The organism is Haloferula sp., assembly GCF_049672945.1.
Taxonomy (GTDB): domain Bacteria; phylum Verrucomicrobiota; class Verrucomicrobiia; order Verrucomicrobiales; family Akkermansiaceae; genus Haloferula.
Window position 1 is genome coordinate 1 of the sequence record NZ_JBATWY010000258.1, and the last position, 24,500, is coordinate 24,500.

Below are 24,500 nucleotides of genomic sequence, written 5' to 3' on the forward strand. Positions count from 1 at the left end.
GGTCCGGCGGGGGGGATCATGGGAGGTGGGCGGGGCGCGCTACTACTCATCGCTCTGCCTGGATTTATCGACTTTCGAGGGCTTTACGCTCCGTGAACACGCTATCTTCAATCGGGATGCCGAGTCGCGATTCCAGTTTTTTGAGGGCTGAGGCCACACCATACATGGGAAAGTTGTTACGCAGGTCGAGGTAGTAGGGACCAAGTTCCTGATAGGCCTTGTTCTCACTGCCGAAGGTGTCGAGTGCAAGCTGGTAAGAATCGAGCGAGGGATTTTCCTTGGATTCGAGAGCGAAGGACAGGCAGTTCATCGTGGGGACGCGGCCCCGCGGAGTCTGTCGCAGTTCGCGCACCATCTCCAAGGCTTCAGCTTCCCGGCCAGGAATTCTGGCGAGGGCATAGGCGGCTCCGTTTTTGACGAAAGGGAGGGCATTGCCGGATTCGATCGACTTCAGATAGGCGGCAGCGGACTTCTCGTAGTCGACGAGTTTGTTGGGGTCCGCATAGAGCCAGGCGAGCCTTGACCAGAGATACCAGCTGTCGGGGTTTTGCCTGGTGCCTTCCTCGAGGAAAGCGGTGCCCTTTTCGATCCACTGCTGCCATTCCGAGCGGCTTCGAAGTTCAGGCAGATCACTGGAAGTCTGATAGTAGGCGGCCGCGTTGTAGGCCATGTGCCAGGAACCGGTGTCCCAGTAATAGTCGGTATTCGGAGCGAGCTGGACGATGGTTTCGTAGGTGTTTGCGAGCTGCGTCCACTGCTGGTTTTCGAAATAGGAGAAGGCACGCAAATTCAGGACGGTGGCGACGAGCGTCCTCAGTCCACCAAGGGAAACCGCCCAAAATCCTTGTCCGACTCTCTTGGTTGTTTCGATATCGAGCGGTTCGCTCAGCATGCCTTGCGCGCGCAGTTCTTTGGTCATGGCCTGCTCGACAGGCATTCTCACGATACCGGCCACGACCAGAACGGAGGCGGCGGCTGTCAGGCGTCGGAAGTTCGGGTTCATCGGTTCAGAACTCCTTGCGGGCGAAAATGATCCAAGAGGTGAAGGTGTAGATGACGCAGTAAAACAGAGTAACTCCGGCGATCTTGAGCAGCATGCCTGCTTCGAGGAGTTTGCCTTCAATGATCGAGTCGACGACATTGAAGAGCTGGAGGTCGGGAAGAATGACGGTCATCGCTCCCGAACCGATCCGTCCAAGGATGCCGGTCCCCGAGAAATAGAATTCGCGGGCATCAGCTTGGAAAAAGCCGACGAAGAGGATCATGAAGCCGACGACGGCAGTGAAGAGGGTGCTGGTGGAAAATGTGGAAAGCAGCAAGGCCACGGCGGCCATGACGACGGCCCGAAAGAAGACGATCAGGACGCCGGCCTGGAGATTCCATGTGGGTCCGAGCTCGCGGGTTTCTTCGAGGAAGCGGGCCTTCATTTCCGGTGGATAGCCGGCGTTGTCCGCAAACTGAGAGCGCATTTCCATGACTTCACTGGTCCGCAGGTGGAGCACGCCGATCATCAGTAGATCCATGACGACCATGGAGATGAAGATCAGCGAGGTGACGCCGACGAGTTTGCCAACCAGGTAATCGAGTCGAGGGACGGGCTTGGCGAGAATGGTATAGAGTGTCCGGTCTTCGACATCTTTGGGAAGCAGCAGACCGGTGGCCACCACGGCGAGCACCAGCGAGAAGAGGCCCATGCACCCGATCGAGGTATTCTTGATGGCGTAGAGAACCTGGACGCCTGCGTTTTCCGGGGCGCTGTTCGTCGGGAGGTCAAGTGAGTTGGCACCGATGACGATCACGGCGAAGATCGCCAGAAAATAGAACACTTTCATCCGGACCAGCTGGGTGAAGGTGTTGATCGCCAGCACGGCGATGCGGCGTGGATTGAGCGGACGATTGGGGAGGGCCTTGCTCACGGTTCTTCGCGGTTGGTGGTTTGTTCCAGAAAGAGGCGTTCGAGCGTGGTGCGCGGTTTTGCTGCTCCAAGGAATTCAGTGCCGTCGCTTTCTTCGACGAGTTGCCGAATGCGATCGATCAGCTCCGGAGTGGCATCGCGCAGCAGCACTTCGGTCTGTTCTTCGATCGCCAGCATTTCGTCGAGTCGTCCCTCTTTCACCATCCGGCCCTTGTAGATGATGCCGACGCGGTCGCAGACTTCCTGGACCTGTTCGAGCAGGTGCGAGCAGAGAAATACGGTGATCCCCCGTTCCTTGAGCGCGAAAATGAGGTCGCGGATCTGGCGGGAACCGACGGGGTCGACCCCGGCTGTGGGTTCATCGAGGATGACTAGACGGGGTTCCTGAATCAGAGCTTGGGCGAGTCCGATCCGCTGGAGCATGCCTTTCGAGTATCCACCGAGACGCCGGTCGCGGGCGCCTTGCAGATCGACGAGGTCGAGGAGTTCGGAGATGCGTCCGTCGAGGCTGTTGCCGCGTAAACCGCAGAGTTTTCCGTAGAAGGCGAGGGTCTCCGCGCCGGTGAGATGCTTGTAGAAATAGGGGTTCTCGGGGAGAAAGCCGACCTGTTGCCGGGAGTCGACTTCGAGGGAATCCGCCTCGAAGATTTTGCAGGTCCCAGCAGTCGGAGCTACCAAGCCGAGCAGGGCTTTCATGGTTGTCGACTTGCCCGAACCATTCGGCCCGATCAAGCCATACACCTCCCCGGATTCGATGGTGATCGACACATTGTCGACGGCACATACCGGAGTGCCGCGGAAGCTTGGGCGGAAGACCTTGACCAGGTTTTGTATTTCGACTGCTGCAGGCATTGGTCCGGCGGGAGGATAAGAGTGCATCGGTCACGCTGGCAACGTGATTCCCTAGAAGGCTTGTCACCATCCCGAGCTTGCTTTTGCCGTCGGGATTCGTGAGGCTGCTCGCCTCATGAAAAACCTTCGGATCCTGTTCGCTTTGATTTTGGCTTTCGCCCTCACCGGATGCATTGAGCACCACGTGGTCATCGTTCTGAACAAGGATGGCAGTGGTACGATTACCGAAGAGACGACCCTGGGTGGCCAAGCCGTTGCCATGATGGAACAGATGTCCGCGCTCGGTGGTGAGGAGGCGGGAGATCCGCTTGGGGATATGGCTGACGAAACCAAGGCCAAGGCCAGAGCGGACGGAATGGGAGAAGGCGTAAGCGTCGAGAAGGTCGAGAAAATCGATGCCAATGGCCGAAAGGGGGGCCGGGTGGTCTATGCGTTCAAGGACATCAATACCGTCAAGTTCCAGTTCGGTGACGCGGTGAGTGACATGAGTGATGGCATGAAACCTCCTGGTGCCGATGCCGGGGAGATGCCGGAAGAGAAGCCCATGACCTTTGTTTACAAGGACGGGGTGCTCAAGTTGGCCAATCCTGGTGCAGGCAAGGGAGCCGAGGGTGCCGAGGCTGCCGATGAGGAAGAAGAGGAAATCGATGAGCAGGGTTTGGCAATGGCAAAGCAGATGATGGGCGACATGAAGATGTCCCTGAAGCTCGAGCTTTCCGGCGGGATCGAGGAAACCAATGCCAGCCACGTTGATGGGAACACGATCACCTTCATGGAGATGGAAATGGGCAAACTCTTGGAGGACCCCGAGAAATTCAAAGCCTTTTCCAAAGCCAAACCGGAGACTCCGGCCGCCATGCAGGAAGCTCTCAAGGGGATCGATGGCGTCAAAATCGAGGCCAATGAGGAGGTCAGCGTCACCCTCAAATAAGGGGAGGGCGCGCCGCCGCTGGACGAAGGCAATCGCCAAAGTGCCGCATTTTCAGCTCGAATTGTCCCTTTCGTGGCCTGTCAAAGGAGCGCCTTACGGTGGCTGGTTCTTGTAAATACATTGAGTCCCAAAACGCCTAACAATTGGATTTTCGTTTGCCGCGGCTGACGAAGACCCGTAAAAACACCGAGTCGCCCGATTAGAAACTCCTGATGATCAGGAATTCCTAAATAAACCTATGCCTTTCCGTAATCTCTCTCTCGCCCTCTCCCTGCTGTTGTTCGCCAGCTGCGGTTCGGATGTGAATCTCGTTTCCAAAGAGCGCGCGCTCAATGGCAAGTCGAGCCTCAACAACAAGCTGACCTATCCACCGAACGCTGGACGCTACAGCACTTATGAGCCGTCCGAGTCGCTTGTAACCAAGGGCCGATCGATGCCCAAGGATAAGCACGGAATGCCGCTCTACTCGACGGAGCGTGTTCGCCACGTCCGCACCACTGCCTACCATTGTTCCGAGCCGGACCACCTGCAGTATGGATCGATGAACGCCACCGGCACCCCGCTCAAGTATAGTAACCGGGTTCGGAGTGCTGCCGCCGATTGGTCGGTTTACCCGGTGGGAACCGTTTTCAAGATCAAGGGGATGTCTCAGTTGTTCGTGATCGACGACTACGGCTCGGCGCTCGTCGGCACCGGCACCATCGACATCTACACACCCAACGCGAGTCAGATGAAAGCATGGGGTCGCCGGAATGTGGAAATCGCCATCGTTCAGTGGGGCTCGTATGCCCGTAGTGCCCACTTGCTTTCAGGGCGGACGCACCATGCTCACTGCCACCAGATGTATGCCGCGATTCAGCGCAAGACCGGTGGCCGAGCCGACACGGCGGCCCGCTAAGCTCAGGCATCGGCAATCATGACCAAGGCCGAGCGCGCCAGGCATATCGACCACCGCCTGGCTGAGCTGTATCCGGAAACGCCGGTGCCTCTGGATCACAAGGATCCGTTTACACTGCTGATCGCCGTTTTGTTGTCCGCCCAATGCACGGATGTGCGGGTGAATCAAGTGACCCCCGCCTTGTTCAATCTCGCCGACACGCCGGAGACGATGATGAAGGTGGCGGTCGAGAAAATCCGGGAGATCATTCGCCCCTGTGGGCTTTCACCCCGGAAATCCCAGGCTATTTCCAAACTCTCCAGGATGCTGGTCGAAATTCATCAGGGCGAAGTGCCATGTGACTTCGATGCCCTGGAAGCCCTGCCTGGTGTGGGCCATAAGACCGCTTCGGTCGTGATGGCTCAGGCCTTTGGTGTCCCGGCGTTTCCCGTCGACACCCACATTCACCGCCTGGCTCAGCGCTGGAAGCTGACGGATGGCCGCAACGTCGAGCGCACGGAATTTGACCTCAAGCGCCTGTTCCCCCGCGAACGCTGGAATGCCTTGCATTTGCAGATCATTTTCTATGGGAGAGAGCACTGCACTGCACGCGGCTGCGACGGCACGAGATGTCTGCTCTGCCGCGAGCTCTTCCCGCGCCGACGTCAGGGAGTGAAGGTGAAAAAATCATGAGCTCCGGGCGAATCGGAGTATTCGACCGAATGTCCCAAATAATTGGGTGTCATCAGACGTCTTTTTGAAAATCTATCCTTGCCGACATTGGTCCGATTCCGAGAATGAAACATCAGCGCATTGGGCCGACCCTTTGAATAACACCAAACCAACCATGATCGAAAACCTCGCCTCCCGTTCAACTCGTCTCACCACGGTTGTTGTCACCTCTCTCCTTGTCAGCGCGCCGGCGCTTTTGGCTCAAGATGCTCCGAGTGAGCAGAACGCCCTTCAGAAGTACGTGATTGCAGGAGGTCCGACGATGATCTTCATCGGACTGGCAGTGGTGGCGCTGATCGCCCTGTGCGTATTCAACTTCATCAACCTCACGAAGCCCAAATTCTGTCCCGATGACCTCAAGGCGGCGCTCATGGACCACATGGCGAACTGCCGCGTGCGTTCCGCCATTGAACTTGCCGCTTCGCACCCTTCCTACCTGGGTCGGATGCTTGCCTACTCCTTGCCGAACATCGATGCCACCCGCCCCGAAGATCTTGGCCGCGACCAGATTGAGGATGCGATCGCCGACTTCTCGATCAATGAGAACCGCAAGGCGATGACTTGGATCAACTACATCTCGCTGGTGGCGCAGGCAGCTCCCATGCTCGGTCTCCTCGGAACCGTTATTGGTATGGTCCAGGCCTTCGGCATCCTCGCCGATTCCGGACAGGCCGATCCCTCCCAGCTCGCAGGTTCGATCTCCGTGGCTCTCCTTACCACGATGTGGGGTCTGATCACCGCGATTCCATCGCTGCTCGCCTACTTCTTCTTCAAGAACAAGCTGAACCATCTTGTTTCCGATTGCCATCACGCCGCAGAGGAGTTGCTCAATGCTTCCATCCAAACGGTCAATCAGGACGCATATCTTGCCAAGATTCCTGAAGGTATCGCCGTTTGAACCAGATGACCGGGGTGGGGCCGATGAATGGTCCGCTCCAATTCGTCATTTCTCCTCCAAACGCAAGCAAACCTCATGGCTTCATCCTCCAAACTCCGCGCCACCAAATCAGACGAAGGCGACGATCTGACGATCGACATGTCGCCGATGATCGACATGGTGTTCCTGTTGCTGATCTTCTTCCTGGTCAATGCGACGATGATCATCGTCAAGATGGACCCCGAAGTGGAGCCACCGGTCGCGAAAAACTCGGTCAAGGCCGAGGACGGTAATGGACGGATCGTGATCAACATCCGCCAAGAGGGCGAGATGTTCAGTGAACAGGGCGAGGAGCTGGATGACGACGCCGTTATCGATCTGGTTTCCAAGGAGAAGGACCGAATTGTCCAGCAAGGCTACGAGCCCAAACTTCACCTCCGTGGTGACCGACGTGCGGTTTTCAAGCATTCGCGCAAGGTGCTGCGCCTTTCGGCGAAAGCCGGGGTCGATAAAGTCGTCTTTGCCACCTACAACTTCGAGAGCTGAGCGAGTAACCCGAACCTAGAAAACCATGGCGCGCCACCGACGTTCAGACAAACCCGAAGAGGACCAGCCGAAGCTTGACATCTCGTCGTTGATTGATGCGACCTTCCTCCTGCTCATCTACTTCCTGGTCACCACGACCATCCAGCCGCGTGAGCAGGACGTTCAGATGACGCTGCCTGCGGCGAACCCTTCCGATACGCCGCCCGAGATCGAACCTCGCCTGATCAAGATCGATGCCAACGGCGCGATTTTCAGTGGTACCGGGGCCTCCCAGTTGCCGATGGATTCGGATGTGGATGTGCGCGATCTTCCCATGTTGAGTGCCGAGCTTCGGGCCTACAAGGACGCGGCCGATTCCACCAATAGCGTGCCGCTCGTTCAGATCTATGCGGATGGCGGTGCCTCTCAGCAACGGGTGATCGATGTGCTCAATGCGCTGGCCGGCGTTCAGATCACCAAGGTGACATTCACCGATCTGATGGATGAGTAGAGACCTTAAGACTCCGACATTCCGCCTGAAGGCCGTTCCATCCCAAGACTTTCGAGCGCCACTTCGTTCCTCCCTTGCGGAGTGAGCAATTTGGCGCTCACTTATTTAAATCCAAGTTCACCAACCCAGACAAGCAGTCATGAATTCTTTTCGGCGAATCCTATCCCCCCTCCTCGGTGTTTTTCTCGCGGCGAGCTTCCTTGCAGGACCCGCTCAAGCCCAGCTTGAAGACACTCCGCAATCGCTCAATGCCCAGGCGACCAATGAAATGAAGGCCGGCAACTGGGAAGAAGCCCTGAAGTTGCTGACCAAGTGCACCTCTCGCTTCGACTCCGTGGCTCTTCAACTCTATGGTCCTCAGTTCGGCGTGACCTGGTACCGCAAGGGCTTCTGTGAGCTCAAGCTCAAGAAGTGGGACGATGCGATGAAGTCTTTCGAAACCTGCTACAAGAAATACTCGAACAAGAAGGGCGAGGGGGGCGGCAATATCTACAACAAGAAGGCGCTGCTCTACTGGGGACAGGCCGCACAGGGGGCCGAAGACTACGAGCTGGCGATTCGGATGTACAAGAAGTTTCTCGAGGAGCGGGACAAGACCAACCAGGCCGACAACTATCCACGAGGAGCCTTCTACATCTGGTTGGCGATCTGCAATTTAAAGATCGAGAACATTGCCGAAGGCATCCAGCACTTCGAAACCGCGCTCAAGAACAAGGTCGAATTCGCCACTCCCGAGGCGGGAATCGTCGCCGCTTTTCAGGCCTTGGTCGACGCGGTGATCGAGAAACGCGACGAAAAAGCCCTGCTCTCGTTCATCGAACAGAATCGTGCCGATATCGTGATCGAGCCTTATGACATGCAGCCCTACTCGCCGCTGTTTCTGAGTCTGGCCGGCAAGGCTTACAATGCGGACATGGAGCGAAGCGCCTTTGCTCTCTATCAGTTGATTCCGGCCACGCAGGTCATGCTTGAGGACGCCGAATCCCGGCTTGAGAGACTTGGTGGCCGGATCGGGATCAAGGATGGGGCGCGGGTGATCCGCGGCCAGAACCTGAAGGACTCGATTGCGGTGCTTGAGAAGTCGCTCAGTTCCGGAAATCCGCACGAAGTGGTGCAGCTCAGTGCGACCGCGTTTTTGCATGAGAAGCACGGCAACGTCCGCGGTGCCTACGCCGCCTACGAGGTGCTCGAGAATGCTTACCCGAAGAACAAGAACCGCGAGAAATACCTCTACAATCTCACTCGAACCGCATCGATGATCGGCGAGATCGAGGCAACCGAGGTCTACGGATTGCGCTTCCTCAAGACCTTCCCGAATTCCGAGCATGTTCCGGCTGTGAGGCGAATGATGCTGACCTCGCTTTTCTACGGTGGAGAGTATGTGAAGTGCATTCAGATCGCCAAACCGATGCTGGACAAACTGGATCCCGACGCCCCTAGCAAGGAACATGACATCTGCCTTCACGTGCTCGGTGGAAGTTACTACTACACGGGCGACTACAAGGAGGCCCGGCCTCTGCTCGACCGGCATGTTGAGGAGTATCCGGAGAGCTCCTTTGAGTTGGCGGCGCTCTACTTCCAAGCTTCGAATTATTCCCGACTTCAGTTCTGGAGCAAGTCCGCCAAGCTGCTTGATGCTTTCCTCGCCAAATACCCCGACCCCGGTAAGAACATCTATCTTCCCTTCGCCCTCTACGATCGGGCGAACTGCCACTACGCGCTGGATGAAACCGATGCAGCCCTTGAAAAGCTGAATCGCCTGGAAGCCGAGTTTCCAAATGCCGACATCATGGACATGGCCTTTAACCTCAAGGGAAATGTTCTTCAGAATCAGGGCAAGAAAGAGGAAGCGGAGGCCTACTACCTCAAGGCCCTTGCCCTGGCCGAGCGCCGGGAGAACGACATCGTTGCCGGCGAAGCGCTTTATTACCTGATCGCGATGCTTGGCGATAAGCCGAAGAAAAAGGACCAGCCGAACCGCATGGCCGAGGCAGTTCCATATTCTGACAAGTTCTGGGAAGAGTATGGAGACTCCTCGCCTTACAAGGCTCAGGTGGCGGTTGCCCAGGTTTATGCTCTTGGATCGGTTGATCGAGGCGAAGAAGCCCTGAATCGCCTGCGGGATGTGATCGCCGAAATGGCGACGCAATCTGGTGCCGTTGGCTTGGAGGAGGCGATTGGTTCCTACACCGAGGTCTACCTCGACAGCCACACCCCGGAGGAGCTGAAGAACCACTACTACAACTTCCCCAAGATCAAACCTGCCAACAAGGCCGCGCGTGCGCTGCTGCGGATCGCGGTCATCGGGGTCTTTGAGGATCAGGTCAAAGAGGCCGGGGATGACGAACAGAAGCGTATTGAAGCGGAAGCCGGCATCAAGGTCCTGTTCAGGGACTTGAAGAACGAGTTCGATGTGAAGGACCTCTCGAACTTCATTCTTGTTCGGGTTGGCGATTTCATTCGCGGCACCAATAGCCCTTCGGAAGCAGTCGTCTACTACGACGAGGTGCTCAGTCGCGATGACAAGTCGTATAGCTTCCCGGCGCTCTTTGGTCGCGCAGCGGTGCTTGCCGAAGGATCAAAGGCCGATCAGGCCAAAGCCGTGGAGGACTTCAAGCGGGTTCTCGCGGATGCGCAGGAGAAGTCCGACAAGGACCGTGCTCTCTATCAGATGATCATCACCCAGATGGCCATGGGTGAACCTGAAGCCGCCAAGGATAACGCCCGACTCTATCTTGATCGGGAAAAGGGTTATTCATCGCGCAAAATGGAGGTCTCAATGCTGCTTGCCCAAGCCTACGACGAGATGGGCATGACCAACGACGCGCTCGCCTCCTATGTGGCAGTTTGGAACACCTACAAGGGTGCCCTGCGGATCTCCGTTCCCGCACTGAAACGCTACATGGAACTTCTCTGGCAGCGGAATCAACAGGGCGAAAAGGTGTCCGACCGTCAGGGGGCATACAATGCCGGTCGCTCGTTCATTGATCTCACCCGGGGTATTCTGGACAAGGCAACTCAGGAAGAGGTCGACGCATGGAAGGAGATCGAAGATCTGGTCGAAGAATACGTTGCTGATCCCAATGTGAAATCGAAGGAGGAGCTCGCTGCCGAAGCCGCGAGCCGCTGATACCCAAAACCTGAACCGCTATGAAAACCATTTTCCCAACCCTTCTCATTGCCGCCGTCTGCGCGTCGTCGTCTGCCATGGCTCAGCGTTTCCAGCAGGAAGCGATGCTGATTTTCGATGACAATAAGTTCGAGACGGTCTGGATCGCCGATGCGAACAAGGCCAAGTTCCTGTACTATTCGACGATCAACGGCGTTGACCAGAATACGATGCTGATCAGCAAGCCGGTTTCAATCTGGCTGATGGAGCCTCCCGAATACACCGAAGCGGTGGAGCTCTTTCAGGCTCGAAAGTACGAGGAAGCTCGTACCAAATTCGCTGCGGTCCGTGATGCCTATATCAAACTCAGGACACTCCCGGACAATCACTCCGCTCTGGCGGCGGTTTATGAGATGGAGTGCCTTAGGAAACTCGGCAAGCTCGACGAATTGGCCAAGGCTCAGGAAGCCTTCGTGCCTGACGACCGGAACAGCCTGACCCGGGAGTATCAGCTCAGGCAGTTGGAGCTTTACGTGCTTTGGGATGCGGTCAGAACCAAGGATTGGGCACGGCTCGAGTTACTCTGCAACGAGTGGCTGGACTCCAGGATGCCGGGCTACCAGCGTGCTCAGGTCGGCTATTGCCTCGGCCTTGCGCTTGAAGGTCAGCAAAGAACCATCGATGCGATCAACGCCTACAATATTGCGATGACTGCCGATACTGCCAGTTCGGAAGTCATCGCCCGTCAAGCCGCCGAGAATGCGTTGCGGCTTTATGCGGCCGATCCGGCGGTGCAGCAGGCCATCCGGCTCTGGGGTACGCCCGATGAGGAACCAGATTCTCTGGGTTCGCTAAGACTGACGGAAGCCGCCTCTCTTGCGGCTCTCTATCAGCTGACTCTGGGTGGCGGGAAAGCTCTGCCGGAAGAGTCCAAGGCCCTACTCAAGTACCTGCCCGAAACTGCGGCGGCTTCCAAGCCGAAGGCCCCCGAGGAGGCCGGGACAGAGGAGGCCGAAAAGAAGGCCGACTAATCAACAAGCCTCAAAATCGAGACGGACGGTCGCGGGTTTCCGTGCCGTCCGTTTTTCGTGCCCAGCATTTGCTCCAAGGTGTGAGGGCTGGCTGCCTGAGGAGACAGCGGGCGGGTTACCACGGCCGGCGAGGGAAAAAACCCATAAATCCCTCTCCGACCGTGGTTCAGCGTGACTGCTCACAGGGTAAACCCAAGAAACCTCCGAACAGTCACGAAATCCATCCGCGATTGAATGGGTAGCAATCGCGGTGCCAAAATTCTCAGCGATCGTGAAAAATGAATCAGTAATCTTCGGGGGAAAAGCCCCGCTCATGCAAGGTGCTCGCTCTGATGAAGAGGCCTCACTTGCTGACCTTTTCAGCCGTAGACGAGGGGCATGGAGCACGCCATGATTCGGCCATGCCCCGGTTTACTGCCAATTCGGACTACGAGGAGAAGGATTCGAACCCGATCGCCTTGGAGGCGGGTGACGAGGTCACCGTCGGCCCGGCGGATCGCGCCTGGCCGGGATGGGTTTGGGCACAGGACAGCCAGGGTCGGCATGGCTATGTGCCCGAGGAAATCCTCGAACCGACAGGCGAGGGGCGATTTGCGCTGATGAAGGATTTTGACCCCACAGTGCTGACGGTGAAACGGGGCGATATTCTGGAGTCGATCGAGCAGATCGACGGCTGGCATTGGTGCCGCAACGATTCCGGTGCGGAAGGCTGGGTTGCGGGCTACCTGCTGAGACCGGAAGAGTAGGCGACTCGGAGGGGCACTTCCCGCTACAGACGCGTCATGGACTTGAGGCGAGGCGTTTTCGGTGGTATATCAAGCCTCCTTGCAACGATCCGTCTGCCATTTTTTGAAGACCTGCCTGGTGGCGATGATCGCTTTGGCCATGACGTGCTGTGACTCGGCGCGACAAGAGGCTCTCGAAGAGTTGGAGCGCCAGGGCATCAAACCCAGTGGGCTATCGCTTCTCGACGCGGCTGAGCGTGGCGATGTGGCGAACGTGAAGCTGCTGCTGCAGGCGGAAGTCTACAGCGGCCAGCGGGGTGAGCAGGGGAGGACTCCCTTGCTTGGCGCGATTCAATCGGGAAATCTGGATGTGGCATGGGCGCTGGTGGAAGGTGGGGCAGATGTGGGGGCGGCAGCTCCAAACCAAGTGACGCCCCTTTCAGCGGCTGTGGAGGCCAACGAAGCGGCCTTGGCGGACCGCTTGCTGGATGCTGGGGCTGAGCCGGTCGGGCTGACCTCCGACGGCTCACATTTGCTGCCCTGGGCGATCCGTCACGGCCGCGCGGTATTTGCCCGAAGACTCATCAAGGGAGGAGCGGATCCCCATCAACTCGATCGGCGTGGCACACCGCTCCTGCACGTCGCCATCGAGTCCGCCAATCGTGAGTTGGCGAAAGAGCTGATCAACTTGGGGGCTGACTGCGGGGCGGTGAATGCCGATGGAGAGTCGGCCCTGGTGGTAGCGCTGCGGATGGGGTGGCGCGACCAGATTGGAGTTTTAATCCGCCATGGGGCCGACCCCAATCTCAAGGATGGCGATGGTTTGACGCCGTTTGCCAGAGCGCTGGTCGAGCAGGATTTTTCCTTGGTGCATGAGCTTTCCAAACATGGGGCCCTTCCCGATCAAAGCGGGCTCGCATTGGCCTTGAGGCGGGCCTACGAGGGAGGAAGGCAGGCAGAATGCGAGTTGCTGTTGCGGCTTGGCGCTGATCCCTCGCCGCCGGGCGGACCCTGCTTGATTCGTCAGGCGGCGATGGCGGACGAAACGGGCCTGCTGCATTTGTTCCTTGGCTATCATGAGGTTCCGCGAGGGCTCCTTCATGAGTGGATCGTCAAAAGGAGGCCTCATATCGTCGGGATCTTGCTCGCCCACGGTGCCAATCCCAACCCGACTCGGGCACCCTTCCTCGCGACCCCCTTCAGCGACGCGGTCCTGAGTGGAAGCGACCGCATGGCCTGCCGTCTCCTGGACTGGGGTGCCAGCCCGGAGGTGCCGGCCATCGGAGGACAGCCGCCCCTGATCAGTGCGATCGTTTTACGGCGGGGGGAGACGGTTCGCCGCCTGCTCGAACAGGGAGCGAACGCGAACGCCCCGATGACGGCTCCGGCAACCTCCGAGTTTCTCCGCCTGGTCCGGGGGAAAACGATGCGCTGGTTGTTAAGGAAAGACCACAATATCACCCCGCTGATGCTGGCGGTGGATAGTGGCTCTCTCGCCGTCGCCGATGCACTCTTGGATCATGGGGCCAAAGTGAATGTGTGGACCCGCCGTTCCTCGATCTGGCCGATCAATATCGCGGCCGGGCATGAGGATGTGAAGATGATGCGGCGACTGCTTGGCAAGGACCCTCACGTCGAAGAGCGGACGGTCGAAATCCGCTTGTCCGAACAGCGCCTGCGGGTCTATGCGGCATCGGGTGAAGAGGTCTTCAGCACTCGCGTTTCGACGGGGAAGGGCGGCTATCGGACACCTACCGGGGAATTTGCCATCACCAACCGCCATCGTTCCTGGACCTCGACCATCTATCACTCGAGCATGCCGTTTTTTCAGCGGCTGAGCTGCCGCGACTTTGGATTTCATCAGGGACACGTTCCCAACTACCCGGCCTCCCATGGCTGCATCAGGGTTCCTGCTGGAAACGCGTCCAAACTCTTCGCTTTGACCGAGCTTGGGGACCGGGTTAGGATCCTGCCGTGAAAGGAATTTTCCTCCACTTGCTCTTCTCGCCAGTGATCCCAAAACGATAGGTGATTGAAGAAAGGTCCGTTGCCCGGATTTCCTCTCGCCAAGGCCTTGGGGTGGATTTAGCTTTAGACAGTTTTAAAAATTTCCCGATGCCGATTGGCACGGGCCATGCTCAACAACCGTCGACCATACCGCCGAACCATGAAAAAAATCGAAGCGATCATCAAACCGTTCAAGCTTGAGGAAGTTAAAGAATCCCTTGCCGAAGTAGGCATTCAGGGCATGACAGTCACTGAAGTGAAAGGCTTTGGCCGTCAAAAGGGCCACACCGAAATCTATCGTGGTTCCGAGTACACCGTCGACTTCCTTCCCAAGGTGAAGATCGAGATCATCGTCGATGACGAGCAGGCCGGAGCTGTTGCAGAAGCCATCGTCAAAAGCGCCAACACTGGTAAGATCGGTGACGGCAAGGTTTTCATCTCCCCCGTCGAAGAAGCGATCCGCATTCGTACCGGCGAGACCGGTTCATCGGCTGTCGCCGTGAACTGATTGCTCATTTCTCAATCCATTTCTCAATCCCGGTCGCCATCAATGGTGCCCGGGATTTTTCGTGGTTACGGGGTCGTTCTGAGGCGGGCGGGAAAGAAGCCTTGATCGACTCAGGAACGCTCGCCGAGACACCTTAAGAGCCGCGTGGGAGTGCCGCCTTCACAGCAGCCACGTGGGCAGCAATTCGAGCTTGGAGCTCGCCGCCGCTCGGGGTTTCGAGCGTGAAGGAAAGCGGACAACCGCGCTTGGCGAGGAAGATCGCTTCGGGCCAGAGGTCGGGGAGGTCGGCATCGGCACAATGGTAGATCCAACCGGGCGCGCGGGTTTCATGGTCGTCGATCAGAGCTTCGGGCTCCGGCGGGAACCAGGGCCCCACGGCGTCGATAATGGCTTTCGCCCGCTCGGGCCGGTCTTCCCCGAGATTGATCTCGTAAAAATAGAATCCCGAACTTTCCCAATCCTCGTGAAGCGAGAAAAAGTGTTGAGCACAGGGCCGATCTTCAAGCCACCTGGCGTGCGCGCGAATCTCGTCACTTTCGCGGCGCAGGTAGTCGCGGTTCAGGTCGATCCCGGCATCGTTCTCGCGGGTATTGGCAGCGAGTCCGGTGGGATTGAGCGCCGGACAAATCGTCCAGGCCAGTTCCTGATTGAAGAAGCCCGACCTTAGGAGTTCGAGCGCCGCCAGAGGGCCAGCAGGCTCGTCACCGTGCATGCCCGCTGACAAGTAGGCAGCTTCGCCCTCGATCGAACTGGTGAAGGCGAGGACCGGTCCGCTGGCCGTCATGGCAAGTTCCTCGCTGGCAAACCCCCGCTGCTCAGCTTCTGTGCGGAAGGCACGCAGGAAGGCAGCGGGTTCGAAGGCGCTCACGGCGGGTCTCAACGCTTGTCGATCGGAGGCACCGGCATCAACTCAGTAGGGCCTGTGTAAAGGGTCATCGGACGATAGAGCCGGCTGTCGCGCAACTGCTCGAGGATCTGTGCCGTCCAGCCGGAAGTCCGTGCGATCGCGAAGATCGGTGTGAACAGATCCGTCGGAATGCCGAGCGAGTAATAGACCGTGGCGGAGTAGAAATCGACGTTGGCGTTGAGGCCTTTGCGCTCGCGCATGACCTCGGCGATGCGCTCTGACATCTTGATCCATTTGGTTTCGCCAAGCTCTTCGGTGAGCTGGACGGCGAACTTCCGCAGATGGGGCGCACGGGGGTCGAGCACCTTGTAGACCCGGTGGCCGAGGCCCATGATCTTCTCTTTGCGGGCGATCTTGCCTTCGAGGTATTCGTCGACCTTGTCGAGCTCGCCGATTTCCTGGAGCATGTGGATCACTCCTTCGTTCGCCCCGCCGTGGAGGGGCCCCTTGAGGGTGCCGATGGCCGAAGTGACGGCCGAATACATGTCAGACAGGGTTGCAATGGTCACGCGTGCCGAGAAGGTGGAAGCATTCATGCCGTGGTCGGCATGGAGCGTGAGGGCGACGTCCAGCGTGCGGATGGCCCGGTCGGTTGGCATTTCGCCGCCATTCATCAGATAGAGGAAATGAGCCGCTTCGTTGAGATCTTCACGAATCTCCGGGAGCTCAAGGCCTTGTCGGAAGCGGTGGTAACTGGCGACGATGATCGGAGTCTTCGCGACGATGGACAGCCCGATGTCCTCGTCCTTGACCAGATCCGGATCACCGATGGCGACACGCGGGTCGTAGAGGCCGAGCATGGAAACGGCGGTGCGGAGCACATCCATCGGGTTCGCGTCCTTCGGCGCGGCTTTCAGGAAATCGACCACCCCTTGTGGTAGCGTACGATCCTCCCGGATCTTCCTTTCGAACTCCACGAGCTCGTTCTGCGTCGGCAGTTTTCCGTTGTGCAGGAGGTAAATGATCTCCTCGTAGCAGCAATTCTCCACCAAATCATCGATGTGGTAACCGAGGTAGCTGAGGCGTCCATCCTTTCCTTCCACATTGGAGAGGGCGGATTCATTGGCGATGACGCCTTCGAGGCCTTTTGAATATTCTGTCATGTCGGGAAAGTGATCTGGGGGATGAATGCTAGGCTGGGAGCCGCACGGAAGAAAGCGATTCCTCCGATTCGGCGCAAGGGGGAATCGTCGCAACCTTGTCGTAATCCAACATTGGCGCTAAACGCTCCCGTGTGCCGTGGATCCTTGCCATCGAGTCCAGCACGCCGCGTGCCTCGTTGGCGCTGCTGCGTGAAAGTCGTGTCATCTTCGAAAGGAGCTTCGAGAGCGACCGGAATCACAATGCCGCGATGTTCGCGCCTCTCCAGGAAGCGCTCGCCGCCTTGGAGAGTGAGTCGCTCGACGCGGTGATCATCGGCACCGGACCCGGGAGCTACAGCGGCACCCGTGTCGGAATTGCGGCAGGTCAAGGCGTGGCGATGGTCCACGCGTGCCCGGCGGTGGGTTTGAGCTCGCTTCTAGCAGCAGGGGTGGCGGAGGGCGTGGCCGTGGGCGACGCCCGTCGCGGCAGCGCCTGGTGGGCGGAAATTACTCCCGGCAAGTTGCCCCAACCCGCCATGCTACCAACGGAAGCGCTTGAGGAGCAGCTCGTGGGAACAGGCCAGATCTTTACCTTTGAAGATCTTGAAAAGTTGAGTCTCCCGAATGAGATCACCGTTCAGCGTCTTCAGCCGAATGCGGTGCTACTTGCCGAAGCTTGGTTGGATTTACCACAAGCCGCGAGGGATGAACTTTCGAACGTCCCTCCTCAGCCCGCCTACCTCAGGCCTCCTCATGTCACGGCCGCCAAACAGGGGCATCCGCTGCTGCGTCCGGGGAGGTCTGAGCGCTGAGTCCGAGTGCGCGTTGGCGGCGGACGTTCCGGGTGGCATGGTTTAAACGTCGATGATGTCGTCGTCGTTGAGGGGTTGGGTGCGATGGGGGGAGGCGGGGCGGCCTTCGGGTTTGAGTCCGGGGGTGACGATTTTGATGCGTTTGCCGACGGTGTGGGTGAGGGCTTTGCGGAGCTGCTTGCGGACGGTGGGGACGAGGGCGAGGAAGCCGACAATGTCGGTCAGGAAGCCGGGGGTGAGGAGGAGGGCACCGGCGACGAGGATGATGAGGCCTTCGATGATCGGGGCGTGGGGGAGTTCTCCGCTGGCGGTGCTTTGCTGGAATTCACGCAGCACGCGGAGGCCTTGGGATTTGGTCAGGGCGGCGCCGAGGATGCCGGTGAGGAGGATGATGAGGAGGGTGGGCAGCAGGCCGAGGCGGTCGCCGATCCAGAGGAAGATCCCGAGCTCGACGATGGGAACGAGGATGAAGAGGGCGAGGAGGCGGGCGAACATGGAATGGGAGGTTCGGGTCTATTGTGCGGGGCGTCGAATGGAAGTTTTGGGGTGGAGTGTAAGGCCGCTGCGCGGCAGTGCGGAGTGCCAAGTGATCGGTGTGAAGTGAAAGGCAGCTTGAACGAAGGAGTAGGCGGACGGCACAAGGCTGGGGTTGCTGGGTGCCGGGTGGGCCGTGAGGGTTGTAGTGCGGGCGGCCGTGGTGCTTGACGAAAAAACGCGCCGACCCGGGTGGGGCGGCGCGTTTTGGTGAGGCGGTCAGGGCGGGAACGCCCTTGCTCCCTTATCGGGCGGCGGCGACGACGGATTCGGCGGTCATGCCGAGTTCCTCCATGACGACGTTGCCGGGGGCGCTGATGCCGAAGCGGTCGATGCCGACGACTTTGCCTTCGGTGCCGACGTATTTCCACCAGAGTCCGGAGACACCGGCTTCGATGGCGACACGCTTGGTGCAGGCTTTTGGCATGACGGCTTCCTGGTAGTCGGCGCCTTGGCGGTCGAAGCGCTCGAAGCACGGGACGGAGACGACGCGGACGCCGCTGCCGAGTGTTTCAGCGGCCTTGAGGCAGTGCTGCACTTCAGAGCCACTGCCCATGAGGATGTGGGTGAGTTCTCCTTCTTCCTTTTTCACGATGTAGGCACCGCGGCGGACCCCTTCGCGGCGCTCGCTTGAGGAAAGGTGGCTCATCGGTGGCACGCCTTGGCGAGTGAGGGCGAGCAGCGTTGGGCCATCGGTGCGGAGCATCGCGGAGGCGAAGGCGCCGGCGGTTTCCTCGGCATCGGCGGGGCGGATGACGTCGAGGTTTGGAATGACGCGCAGACCGCTGACGGTTTCGACGGGTTGGTGGGTCGGGCCGTCTTCACCGACACCGACGGAGTCGTGGGTGAAGATGTAGGTGACGGGGAGTTTCGACAGCGCGGCAAGGCGGATCGCGGGGCGAACGTAGTCGGCGAAGACCAGGAAGGTCGCGCCGGAGGCACGGAAGATGCCGTCGTAGGCGATGCCGTTGCAAATCGCGCCCATGGCGTGCTCACGGATGCCGAACCAGATGTTGCGGCCGGCGAAGTTATCGGGGCCGAAGTCGCCACCGTCCTTGATGTAATTCTTGGTCGAGCCGTAGAGGTCGGCGGAGCCACTGATGAGTTGCGGGACTTCCTTGGCGACGGCGTTGATGACGACTCCACCGGCACCGCGGGTGGCGTCCTTGTAGTCGTCGGCGAAGGCGGGAATGCGGTCGGCGAGGTCGCTGGGGATCTCACCGTTGACGCCGGCGCGGAGTTCGCAGGCGAGATCTTCGTTGGCTTGCGCCCACTCCTCGTAGTTGCTCTGCCAGCTGAGGAATTCGTGTTTGGCGTTCTCGGCGACTTCCTGGAAGTGCTCGCGGACTTCGTCGGAAACGTAGAAATATTCGGCGGGCAGGCCGAGTGCCTTGTGGGCTTCGTCGACAAACTTGGCGCCGCCTTCACCGTGGGCGCTGGCGGTGCCGGCGACTTCGGAGATGCCTTTGCCGATAAGGGTCTTGGCGATGATGACCTTTGGCTTGCCGTTGTCGTCTGACTTGGCGTGGGTCATCGCATCTCTGATGGCCTTGAGGTCGTGGCCGTCGATGGTGATGGCGTCCCAGCCTTGGGAAACGAAATACTTTTCGGCGTCCTCGCTCTGAGTGCGTTCGGCCATGGCGTCGAGGGTGACGTCGTTGGAATCGTAGATCAGGATCAGGTTGTCGAGGTGGTTGTGACCGGCAAAGGCGATGGCTTCCTTGGCCACGCCTTCCTGAAGACAGCCGTCGCCGTGGAGGGCGATGACGTGGTGGTCGAAAATGGTGTGGTCCTTGGTGTTGAACTTGGCGGCGGCGCGCTTGCCGGAGAGGGCGAAGCCGACGGCGTTGCCGATGCCTTGGCCGAGCGGGCCGGTGGTGGCCTCGACGCCGGGGGTTTCGAAGGACTCGGGGTGGCCGGGGGTCTTGGAGTGGAGTTGGCGGAAGTTCTTCAGCTCATCGAGCGAGAGATCGTAGCCGGAAAGGTGGAGCCACGAGTAGAGGAACATCGAGCCATGGCCGGCGGAGAGGATGAAGCGGTCGCGGTTGAGCCACTTCGGGGCTTCCGGGTTAAAGCGCAGGCCACCAGCACCGTAGAGCACCGCACCAATTTCGGCGCAGCCGAGAGGGAGGCCGAGGTGACCGGACGAGCAGGCGTGGACGGCGTCCATGGCGAGGCCGCGGGCTTGATTGGCGGCTTGGGAGAGAATTTCGGTATTCATAAGGTCGGAGATCTGTCTGACAGGGGGCGCAGGGTAGGAATAGATTCCCCACTGGCAAGCCGCCTTTCATGGGGGAAACGAGGATGTCGCTCATTCGCGTCATGAATGTCGCGACTTTTCCATTCACTTTTGGCTTGCCAGTCATGGGCTCACGACTATTTTGCCGCCCCGTCCGCGCTGCCGGACGTTAAATGCAGCGACCCGTTCGTCTAGTGGTTAGGACTCCAGGTTTTCATCCTGGCAACAGGGGTTCGACTCCCCTACGGGTTGCCATTTATTTCTGAAAAGGCCCGCTGAAAAGCGGGCCTTTTTGCGTCTTGGGGCTTCAAGCGCGTTGGCCGGGTAGAGAGAATCGTCTTTCCGCCTCAAGGTTTGGCTTTCTCCGCCTTTTCCACCCGACTGCGTATGGTGCTCATGATCGATGAGTAGCCGGCTTTGCCTGCGAGGTGGGGTTTCTTGCTATCTTCTCCGAAGACGTCGCTTTGCTGAGTCATGTAAACATTGCAGATCAGCCGGGTCTTCTGTCCTAGCGGATCGATCTGCACTTCAGGCCGGACCATGACGGGATTGTTGTTGAGGTTGTTGCCCCAGGCCAGTTGGGCGGAGCGACTGCCCTGTTTGACGAAGCGAATGGTGCCGTAATCGGCAGGACCATCGAGGCGGAAGCCTTTTTCGGAGAAGACGGCGACGGTCGTCTGGCGGATCAGCGGGAGGTTGCTGCTGGCGATGGTGGTTCCTGCGTATTCTCCCGCTCCCGAGGGGCCGAGTCCGACGGTGCTGCAGGAGGAAATCAGCAAGGCGCTGGTGGAAACGGCGGCGAGCGAGGCGAAACGGAGGATCGGGGTCATGGTGGATTCGATGGGAGCGTCCTTATGGGTCTAACCGCGGTCGGGCAGGGGCGTCAAGGAGCACTGGATTTCGTAAACTGGAGCGAAGCTTCGAGGTGGGTCTTTACAATTTCGGCCTGTCCTGCCAGACCACTGGAAATTTAGCTGCCACGTGCGCCGAGCGGCTGAAATCCCCGTTTCATCATGCCCAAAGATACCTCGATTCAGAAGATTCTCGTCATCGGCTCCGGCCCGATCGTTATCGGCCAAGGCTGCGAATTTGACTACTCGGGGGTTCAGGCCTGCAAGGCCTTGAAGGAAGAGGGCTACACGGTGGTGCTGGTGAACTCGAATCCGGCGACGATCATGACCGATCCGGAATTCGCCCACCGGACCTACATCGAGCCGATCACGCCCGAGGTGGTGGAAAAGATCATCATCAAGGAGAGGCCCGATGCGCTGCTGCCGACCCTCGGCGGTCAGACGGCCCTCAACTGCTCGATGGATCTCTTCAAATCCGGCACGCTCGACAAGCACGGGGTGAAGATGATCGGTGCGAAGGCTGAAGCGATCGACAAGGGGGAGGACCGCCAGCTTTTCAAGGATGCGATGATCAAGATCGGCATCGATCTGCCGCAGTCCGGCACGGCCCACACGATGGAGGAGGCGTGGAAGGTGGCCGATGAAATGGCGGAGTTTACCGGCAACAAGTTTCCGCTGATCATTCGTCCGGCCTTCACACTCGGGGGTCAGGGTGGAGGGATTGCTTACAACCGCGAGGAATTTGAGGAAATCGTGACTCGTGGTCTCGATCTTTCCCGGACGACGGAAGTCCTGATCGAGGAAAGTCTGCTCGGTTGGAAGGAATACGAGATGGAGGTGATGCGTGACTGCGCGGACAACTGCGTGGTTATTTGTTCGATCGAGAACATCGATCCGATGGGGGTGCATACCGGTGACTCGATCACCGTCGCGCCTGCGCAGACTCTGACCGATCGCGAGTATCAGATCATGCGCGATGCTTCCTTTGCGGTGATTCGTGAGATCGGGGTGGAGACCGGCGGTTCTAACATTCAATTTTCTATCGATCCGGTGAGTGGGCGAATGATCGTGATCGAGATGAACCCGCGGGTGTCGCGGAGTTCGGCGCTGGCCTCGAAGGCGACGGGCTTTCCGATTGCGAAGATCGCCGCGAAGCTGGCGGTGGGCTACACGCTTGATGAGCTGCCAAACGACATCACCCGCGAAACGCCGGCGAGCTTCGAGCCGACGATCGACTACGTGGTGACGAAGCTGCCGCGTTTCACCTTCGAGAAATTTCCTACGGCAAACGCCGTACTGACGACGCAGATGAAGGCGGTGGGTGAGGCGATGTCGATTGGCCGGACCTTCAAGGAGTCGATGCAGAAGGCCCTGCGCTCTCTGGAGACGGGTCGCTGGGGATTTGGTTTTGATCCAAAATCGCCGGCGGCACCGATGCACGATGAGATCGAGCGGATGCTGGCGGTGCCGAATGCCGAGCGGATCTTCTGGATTCAGACGGCTTTCGTCAACGGTTGGACAATTGAGGAGGTGTTTGAGGCGACGTCGATTGATCCGTGGTTCCTGCATCAGCTCAAGGAGATTGCCGAAGAGGGGCGCGTGCTGGCGGAGCTATCGTTGAAGGATGCCAAACGTCTTGGTTTTGCGGATCGCCAGATCGCCCGGGCTCGAAACCTTGCCGAAGCTCGCGACAGCGGTGCGGCGAGGTCGGATGTCCCCGCGATAACCGAGGACAGCGTGCGTGAAGAGCGCAAGGCGGCCGGGGTGATTCCCGGATACCGTTTGGTTGATACCTGCGCGGCGGAGTTTGAGGCCTACACGCCCTACTTTTACTCGAGCTACGGCGATGAGAATGAAGCACGTGAGACGGAGAAGAAGAGCATCATCATTCTTGGCGGTGGTCCGAACCGGATTGGTCAGGGGATCGAGTTCGACTACTGCTGTGTGCACGCCGCTTTCGCGGTGAAGGAACTCGGCTACGAGGCGATCATGGTGAATTCCAATCCGGAGACGGTTTCGACTGACTATGACACTTCGGACAAGCTCTACTTTGAGCCGCTGACTTTGGAAGATGTGCTCAATATTTGTGATCAGGAGAAGCCGCACGGGGTGATCGTGCAGTTCGGTGGTCAGACGCCACTAAATCTCGCGGCGGATCTGAAGCGTCACGGTGTGCCGATCATCGGCACCTCGCCGGAGAGCATCGAGCTGGCGGAGGACCGGAAGTTTTTCTCGGCCCTGCTGGATAAGCTCAGCCTCAAGCAGGCTGAAGCGGGCACGGCAGTGTCTGAGGATGAGGCGGTGGTGATTGCGAATCGCATCGGCTATCCGGTGCTGGTGCGGCCTTCGTTCGTGCTCGGTGGTCGGGCGATGATGATCGTTTACGAAGATGAGGAGCTGCGGAAGTACATGCGTGAAGCGGTGGACGTTTCACCCGATCGTCCGGTGCTCGTCGACCGCTTCCTCGATGGTGCCGTCGAGGTGGACGTGGATTGCATTTCCGATGGCACGAAGTCGGTTGTCGGCGCGATCATGCAGCATATCGAACAGGCGGGCATTCACTCCGGTGATTCGGCGTGCTGCATTCCATCGTACTCGCTCTCGGAGAAAATTCTCAAAGAGATCGATACTGCGGCGAAAAACCTGGCCAAGGAGCTCGAGGTTCGGGGACTGATGAACATCCAGTTCGCGGTGAAGGATGAGGAGCTTTATGTGATCGAAGTGAATCCACGGGCTTCGCGCACGGTTCCCTTTGTTTCGAAGGCGACGGGGGTGCCGCTGGCGAAGTACGCCGCGCAGATCATGGTCGGCAAGACGCTCGATGAATTGGGTTTCACCGAGACGATCATTCCAAAGCATTTCTCGGTGAAGGAAGCGGTGTTTCCATGGCCGCGTTTTCCGGGAATCGACATTGTGCTTGGCCCGGAGATGAAATCGACCGGTGAAGTGATGGGCATCGATGCCGACTGGGGCATGGCCTATGCAAAGAGCCAGATTAGTGCCTTCAATCCCTTGCCGACTGAAGGCAACGTGTTCATTTCGGTCGTTGACCGGGACAAGGAGGAAGCGATGGGTATTGCCCGTGATCTGGTGGAACTTGGCTTTACCATTTGGGCGACTGGCGGGACGTATCAGAAGCTGAAGGAGGAGGGGGTTCCTTGTCAGCGAGTCTTCAAGCTCCACGAGCAGCGCCGCCCGAACGTGATCGACATGATGAAGAATGGTGAGATCGCCTTCGTGATCAATACGCCAAGCGATCAGACCGCGCGTGAGGATGAAGTGAAGATTCGTTCAACGGCGATTGTTGCGAAGATTTCGCACGTGACCAATCTCGCGGCGGCGGTGGCCTCGGTGAAGGCGATCCGTTCGCTCAAGGAGAAGGAGTTCACGGTGAAGGCGCTGCAGGAGTATCACTCGTAAGGAGCTCAGGCACTCTTGCCTGACGAATCCATCCCAAGACTGTACGGCAGACAGG

Annotated in this window: 21 protein-coding genes and 1 tRNA gene; 14 read left to right on the plus strand and 8 right to left on the minus strand. The window is 58.8% G+C overall.

Annotation, left to right across the window (positions count from 1 at the left end; all coding sequences use genetic code 11):
* Window positions 1-64: 64 nt before the first annotated feature.
* Genes WBG04_RS22185 through WBG04_RS22195 form a run of 3 tightly spaced genes read right to left on the minus strand, consistent with a single transcriptional unit; the run spans window position 65 to window position 2,767 of the window.
* Window positions 65-1,003 (minus strand): hypothetical protein, encoded by a 939-nt coding sequence (locus WBG04_RS22185; protein ID WP_424317121.1) that lies wholly within the window; start codon window positions 1,001-1,003, stop codon window positions 65-67.
* A 4-nt stretch (window positions 1,004-1,007) separates the two neighbouring features.
* Window positions 1,008-1,916 (minus strand): ABC transporter permease, encoded by a 909-nt coding sequence (locus WBG04_RS22190; protein WP_424317123.1) that lies wholly within the window; start codon window positions 1,914-1,916, stop codon window positions 1,008-1,010.
* The gene (locus WBG04_RS22195; RefSeq protein ID WP_424317125.1) at window positions 1,913-2,767 is read right to left on the minus strand and encodes an ABC transporter ATP-binding protein; all 855 of its coding nucleotides are present in this window, start codon (window positions 2,765-2,767) and stop codon (window positions 1,913-1,915) included. Before WBG04_RS22195 ends, WBG04_RS22190 begins: the two co-directional genes overlap by 4 nt.
* Before the next feature lie 115 nt (window positions 2,768-2,882).
* Here WBG04_RS22195 and WBG04_RS22200 point away from each other — a divergent pair, with 115 nt between their 5' ends.
* The 11 genes from WBG04_RS22200 (at window position 2,883) to WBG04_RS22250 (ending at window position 14,600) form a co-directional block, all read left to right on the plus strand.
* Window positions 2,883-3,698 carry a hypothetical protein gene (locus tag WBG04_RS22200; RefSeq protein ID WP_424317127.1) on the plus strand — a complete coding sequence of 272 codons (816 nt, stop codon included), beginning with the start codon at window positions 2,883-2,885 and terminating at the stop codon, window positions 3,696-3,698.
* Window positions 3,699-3,936: 238 nt separating this feature from the next.
* Complete coding sequence (locus WBG04_RS22205) at window positions 3,937-4,596, plus strand: 3D domain-containing protein (protein WP_424317129.1); 660 nt, start codon at window positions 3,937-3,939, stop codon at window positions 4,594-4,596.
* An 18-nt stretch (window positions 4,597-4,614) separates the two neighbouring features.
* Window positions 4,615-5,268, plus strand: a complete 654-nt coding sequence (gene nth, locus WBG04_RS22210; protein WP_424317131.1) for an endonuclease III — start codon at window positions 4,615-4,617, stop codon at window positions 5,266-5,268.
* Between the two features lie 154 nt (window positions 5,269-5,422).
* On the plus strand, window positions 5,423-6,205 hold the full coding sequence (locus WBG04_RS22215) for a MotA/TolQ/ExbB proton channel family protein (RefSeq protein ID WP_424317133.1): 783 nt from the start codon (window positions 5,423-5,425) through the stop codon (window positions 6,203-6,205).
* A 75-nt stretch (window positions 6,206-6,280) separates the two neighbouring features.
* Window positions 6,281-6,730, plus strand: coding sequence for an ExbD/TolR family protein (locus tag WBG04_RS22220; RefSeq protein WP_424317135.1), 450 nt, complete (start codon window positions 6,281-6,283; stop codon window positions 6,728-6,730).
* Window positions 6,731-6,755: 25 nt separating this feature from the next.
* Window positions 6,756-7,220 carry an ExbD/TolR family protein gene (locus WBG04_RS22225; RefSeq protein WP_424317137.1) on the plus strand — a complete coding sequence of 155 codons (465 nt, stop codon included), beginning with the start codon at window positions 6,756-6,758 and terminating at the stop codon, window positions 7,218-7,220.
* A gap of 139 nt (window positions 7,221-7,359) precedes the next feature.
* On the plus strand, window positions 7,360-10,350 hold the full coding sequence (locus WBG04_RS22230) for a tetratricopeptide repeat protein (protein ID WP_424317139.1): 2,991 nt from the start codon (window positions 7,360-7,362) through the stop codon (window positions 10,348-10,350).
* Between the two features lie 20 nt (window positions 10,351-10,370).
* Entirely contained in the window at window positions 10,371-11,360 is a 990-nt protein-coding gene (locus WBG04_RS22235) for a hypothetical protein (protein WP_424317141.1), read from the plus strand.
* 401 nt (window positions 11,361-11,761) lie between these two features.
* On the plus strand, window positions 11,762-12,106 hold the full coding sequence (locus WBG04_RS22240; protein ID WP_424317143.1) for an SH3 domain-containing protein: 345 nt from the start codon (window positions 11,762-11,764) through the stop codon (window positions 12,104-12,106).
* 139 nt (window positions 12,107-12,245) lie between these two features.
* The gene (locus tag WBG04_RS22245) at window positions 12,246-14,063 is read left to right on the plus strand and encodes an ankyrin repeat domain-containing protein (protein WP_424317145.1); all 1,818 of its coding nucleotides are present in this window, start codon (window positions 12,246-12,248) and stop codon (window positions 14,061-14,063) included.
* Window positions 14,064-14,252: 189 nt separating this feature from the next.
* Window positions 14,253-14,600 carry a P-II family nitrogen regulator gene (locus tag WBG04_RS22250; protein WP_424317147.1) on the plus strand — a complete coding sequence of 116 codons (348 nt, stop codon included), beginning with the start codon at window positions 14,253-14,255 and terminating at the stop codon, window positions 14,598-14,600.
* A gap of 133 nt (window positions 14,601-14,733) precedes the next feature.
* On the opposite strand, the gene WBG04_RS22255 is transcribed toward WBG04_RS22250, so the two are convergent.
* Together WBG04_RS22255 and WBG04_RS22260 are read right to left on the minus strand one after the other, a co-directional pair.
* On the minus strand, window positions 14,734-15,468 hold the full coding sequence (locus WBG04_RS22255) for a M14 family metallopeptidase (protein ID WP_424317149.1): 735 nt from the start codon (window positions 15,466-15,468) through the stop codon (window positions 14,734-14,736).
* Between the two features lie 8 nt (window positions 15,469-15,476).
* On the minus strand, window positions 15,477-16,610 hold the full coding sequence (locus WBG04_RS22260; protein ID WP_424317151.1) for a citrate/2-methylcitrate synthase: 1,134 nt from the start codon (window positions 16,608-16,610) through the stop codon (window positions 15,477-15,479).
* A 131-nt stretch (window positions 16,611-16,741) separates the two neighbouring features.
* Between WBG04_RS22260 and tsaB the strand changes: the two genes are divergently transcribed.
* The gene (gene tsaB / locus WBG04_RS22265; protein WP_424317153.1) at window positions 16,742-17,401 is read left to right on the plus strand and encodes a tRNA (adenosine(37)-N6)-threonylcarbamoyltransferase complex dimerization subunit type 1 TsaB; all 660 of its coding nucleotides are present in this window, start codon (window positions 16,742-16,744) and stop codon (window positions 17,399-17,401) included.
* Window positions 17,402-17,443: 42 nt separating this feature from the next.
* Here the strand turns inward: tsaB and WBG04_RS22270 are convergent, their stop codons facing one another.
* Window positions 17,444-17,896 carry an FxsA family protein gene (locus WBG04_RS22270; protein WP_424317155.1) on the minus strand — a complete coding sequence of 151 codons (453 nt, stop codon included), beginning with the start codon at window positions 17,894-17,896 and terminating at the stop codon, window positions 17,444-17,446.
* 283 nt (window positions 17,897-18,179) lie between these two features.
* Window positions 18,180-20,156 carry a transketolase gene (gene tkt / locus WBG04_RS22275; RefSeq protein WP_424317157.1) on the minus strand — a complete coding sequence of 659 codons (1,977 nt, stop codon included), beginning with the start codon at window positions 20,154-20,156 and terminating at the stop codon, window positions 18,180-18,182.
* A gap of 198 nt (window positions 20,157-20,354) precedes the next feature.
* Between tkt and WBG04_RS22280 the strand changes: the two genes are divergently transcribed.
* Window positions 20,355-20,429, plus strand: a tRNA-Glu gene (locus WBG04_RS22280).
* Window positions 20,430-20,521: 92 nt separating this feature from the next.
* Here the strand turns inward: WBG04_RS22280 and WBG04_RS22285 are convergent.
* Complete coding sequence (locus WBG04_RS22285) at window positions 20,522-21,004, minus strand: hypothetical protein (protein ID WP_424317159.1); 483 nt, start codon at window positions 21,002-21,004, stop codon at window positions 20,522-20,524.
* Between the two features lie 183 nt (window positions 21,005-21,187).
* Here WBG04_RS22285 and carB point away from each other — a divergent pair, with 183 nt between their 5' ends.
* Window positions 21,188-24,445 carry a carbamoyl-phosphate synthase large subunit gene (gene carB / locus WBG04_RS22290; protein WP_424317160.1) on the plus strand — a complete coding sequence of 1,086 codons (3,258 nt, stop codon included), beginning with the start codon at window positions 21,188-21,190 and terminating at the stop codon, window positions 24,443-24,445.
* Window positions 24,446-24,500 lie beyond the last annotated feature (55 nt).

What these genes read in the sequence shown, in the direction of transcription:
- WBG04_RS22270 (WP_424317155.1), bottom strand. Translation starts at nt 17,896, where the DNA reads ATGTTCGCCCGCCTCCTCGCCCTCTTCATCCTCGTTCCCATCGTCGAG.
- WBG04_RS22285 (WP_424317159.1), bottom strand. Translation starts at nt 21,004, where the DNA reads ATGACCCCGATCCTCCGTTTCGCCTCGCTCGCCGCCGTTTCCACCAGC.
- WBG04_RS22220 (WP_424317135.1), top strand. Translation starts at nt 6,281, where the DNA reads ATGGCTTCATCCTCCAAACTCCGCGCCACCAAATCAGACGAAGGCGAC.
- carB (WP_424317160.1), top strand. Translation starts at nt 21,188, where the DNA reads ATGCCCAAAGATACCTCGATTCAGAAGATTCTCGTCATCGGCTCCGGC.
- WBG04_RS22230 (WP_424317139.1), top strand. Translation starts at nt 7,360, where the DNA reads ATGAATTCTTTTCGGCGAATCCTATCCCCCCTCCTCGGTGTTTTTCTC.
- WBG04_RS22250 (WP_424317147.1), top strand. Translation starts at nt 14,253, where the DNA reads ATGAAAAAAATCGAAGCGATCATCAAACCGTTCAAGCTTGAGGAAGTT.
- WBG04_RS22260 (WP_424317151.1), bottom strand. Translation starts at nt 16,610, where the DNA reads ATGACAGAATATTCAAAAGGCCTCGAAGGCGTCATCGCCAATGAATCC.
- WBG04_RS22205 (WP_424317129.1), top strand. Translation starts at nt 3,937, where the DNA reads ATGCCTTTCCGTAATCTCTCTCTCGCCCTCTCCCTGCTGTTGTTCGCC.
- WBG04_RS22235 (WP_424317141.1), top strand. Translation starts at nt 10,371, where the DNA reads ATGAAAACCATTTTCCCAACCCTTCTCATTGCCGCCGTCTGCGCGTCG.
- WBG04_RS22225 (WP_424317137.1), top strand. Translation starts at nt 6,756, where the DNA reads ATGGCGCGCCACCGACGTTCAGACAAACCCGAAGAGGACCAGCCGAAG.
- tkt (WP_424317157.1), bottom strand. Translation starts at nt 20,156, where the DNA reads ATGAATACCGAAATTCTCTCCCAAGCCGCCAATCAAGCCCGCGGCCTC.
- WBG04_RS22200 (WP_424317127.1), top strand. Translation starts at nt 2,883, where the DNA reads ATGAAAAACCTTCGGATCCTGTTCGCTTTGATTTTGGCTTTCGCCCTC.
- nth (WP_424317131.1), top strand. Translation starts at nt 4,615, where the DNA reads ATGACCAAGGCCGAGCGCGCCAGGCATATCGACCACCGCCTGGCTGAG.
- WBG04_RS22215 (WP_424317133.1), top strand. Translation starts at nt 5,423, where the DNA reads ATGATCGAAAACCTCGCCTCCCGTTCAACTCGTCTCACCACGGTTGTT.
- WBG04_RS22195 (WP_424317125.1), bottom strand. Translation starts at nt 2,767, where the DNA reads ATGCCTGCAGCAGTCGAAATACAAAACCTGGTCAAGGTCTTCCGCCCA.
- WBG04_RS22245 (WP_424317145.1), top strand. Translation starts at nt 12,246, where the DNA reads ATGACGTGCTGTGACTCGGCGCGACAAGAGGCTCTCGAAGAGTTGGAG.
- WBG04_RS22185 (WP_424317121.1), bottom strand. Translation starts at nt 1,003, where the DNA reads ATGAACCCGAACTTCCGACGCCTGACAGCCGCCGCCTCCGTTCTGGTC.
- WBG04_RS22240 (WP_424317143.1), top strand. Translation starts at nt 11,762, where the DNA reads ATGCCCCGGTTTACTGCCAATTCGGACTACGAGGAGAAGGATTCGAAC.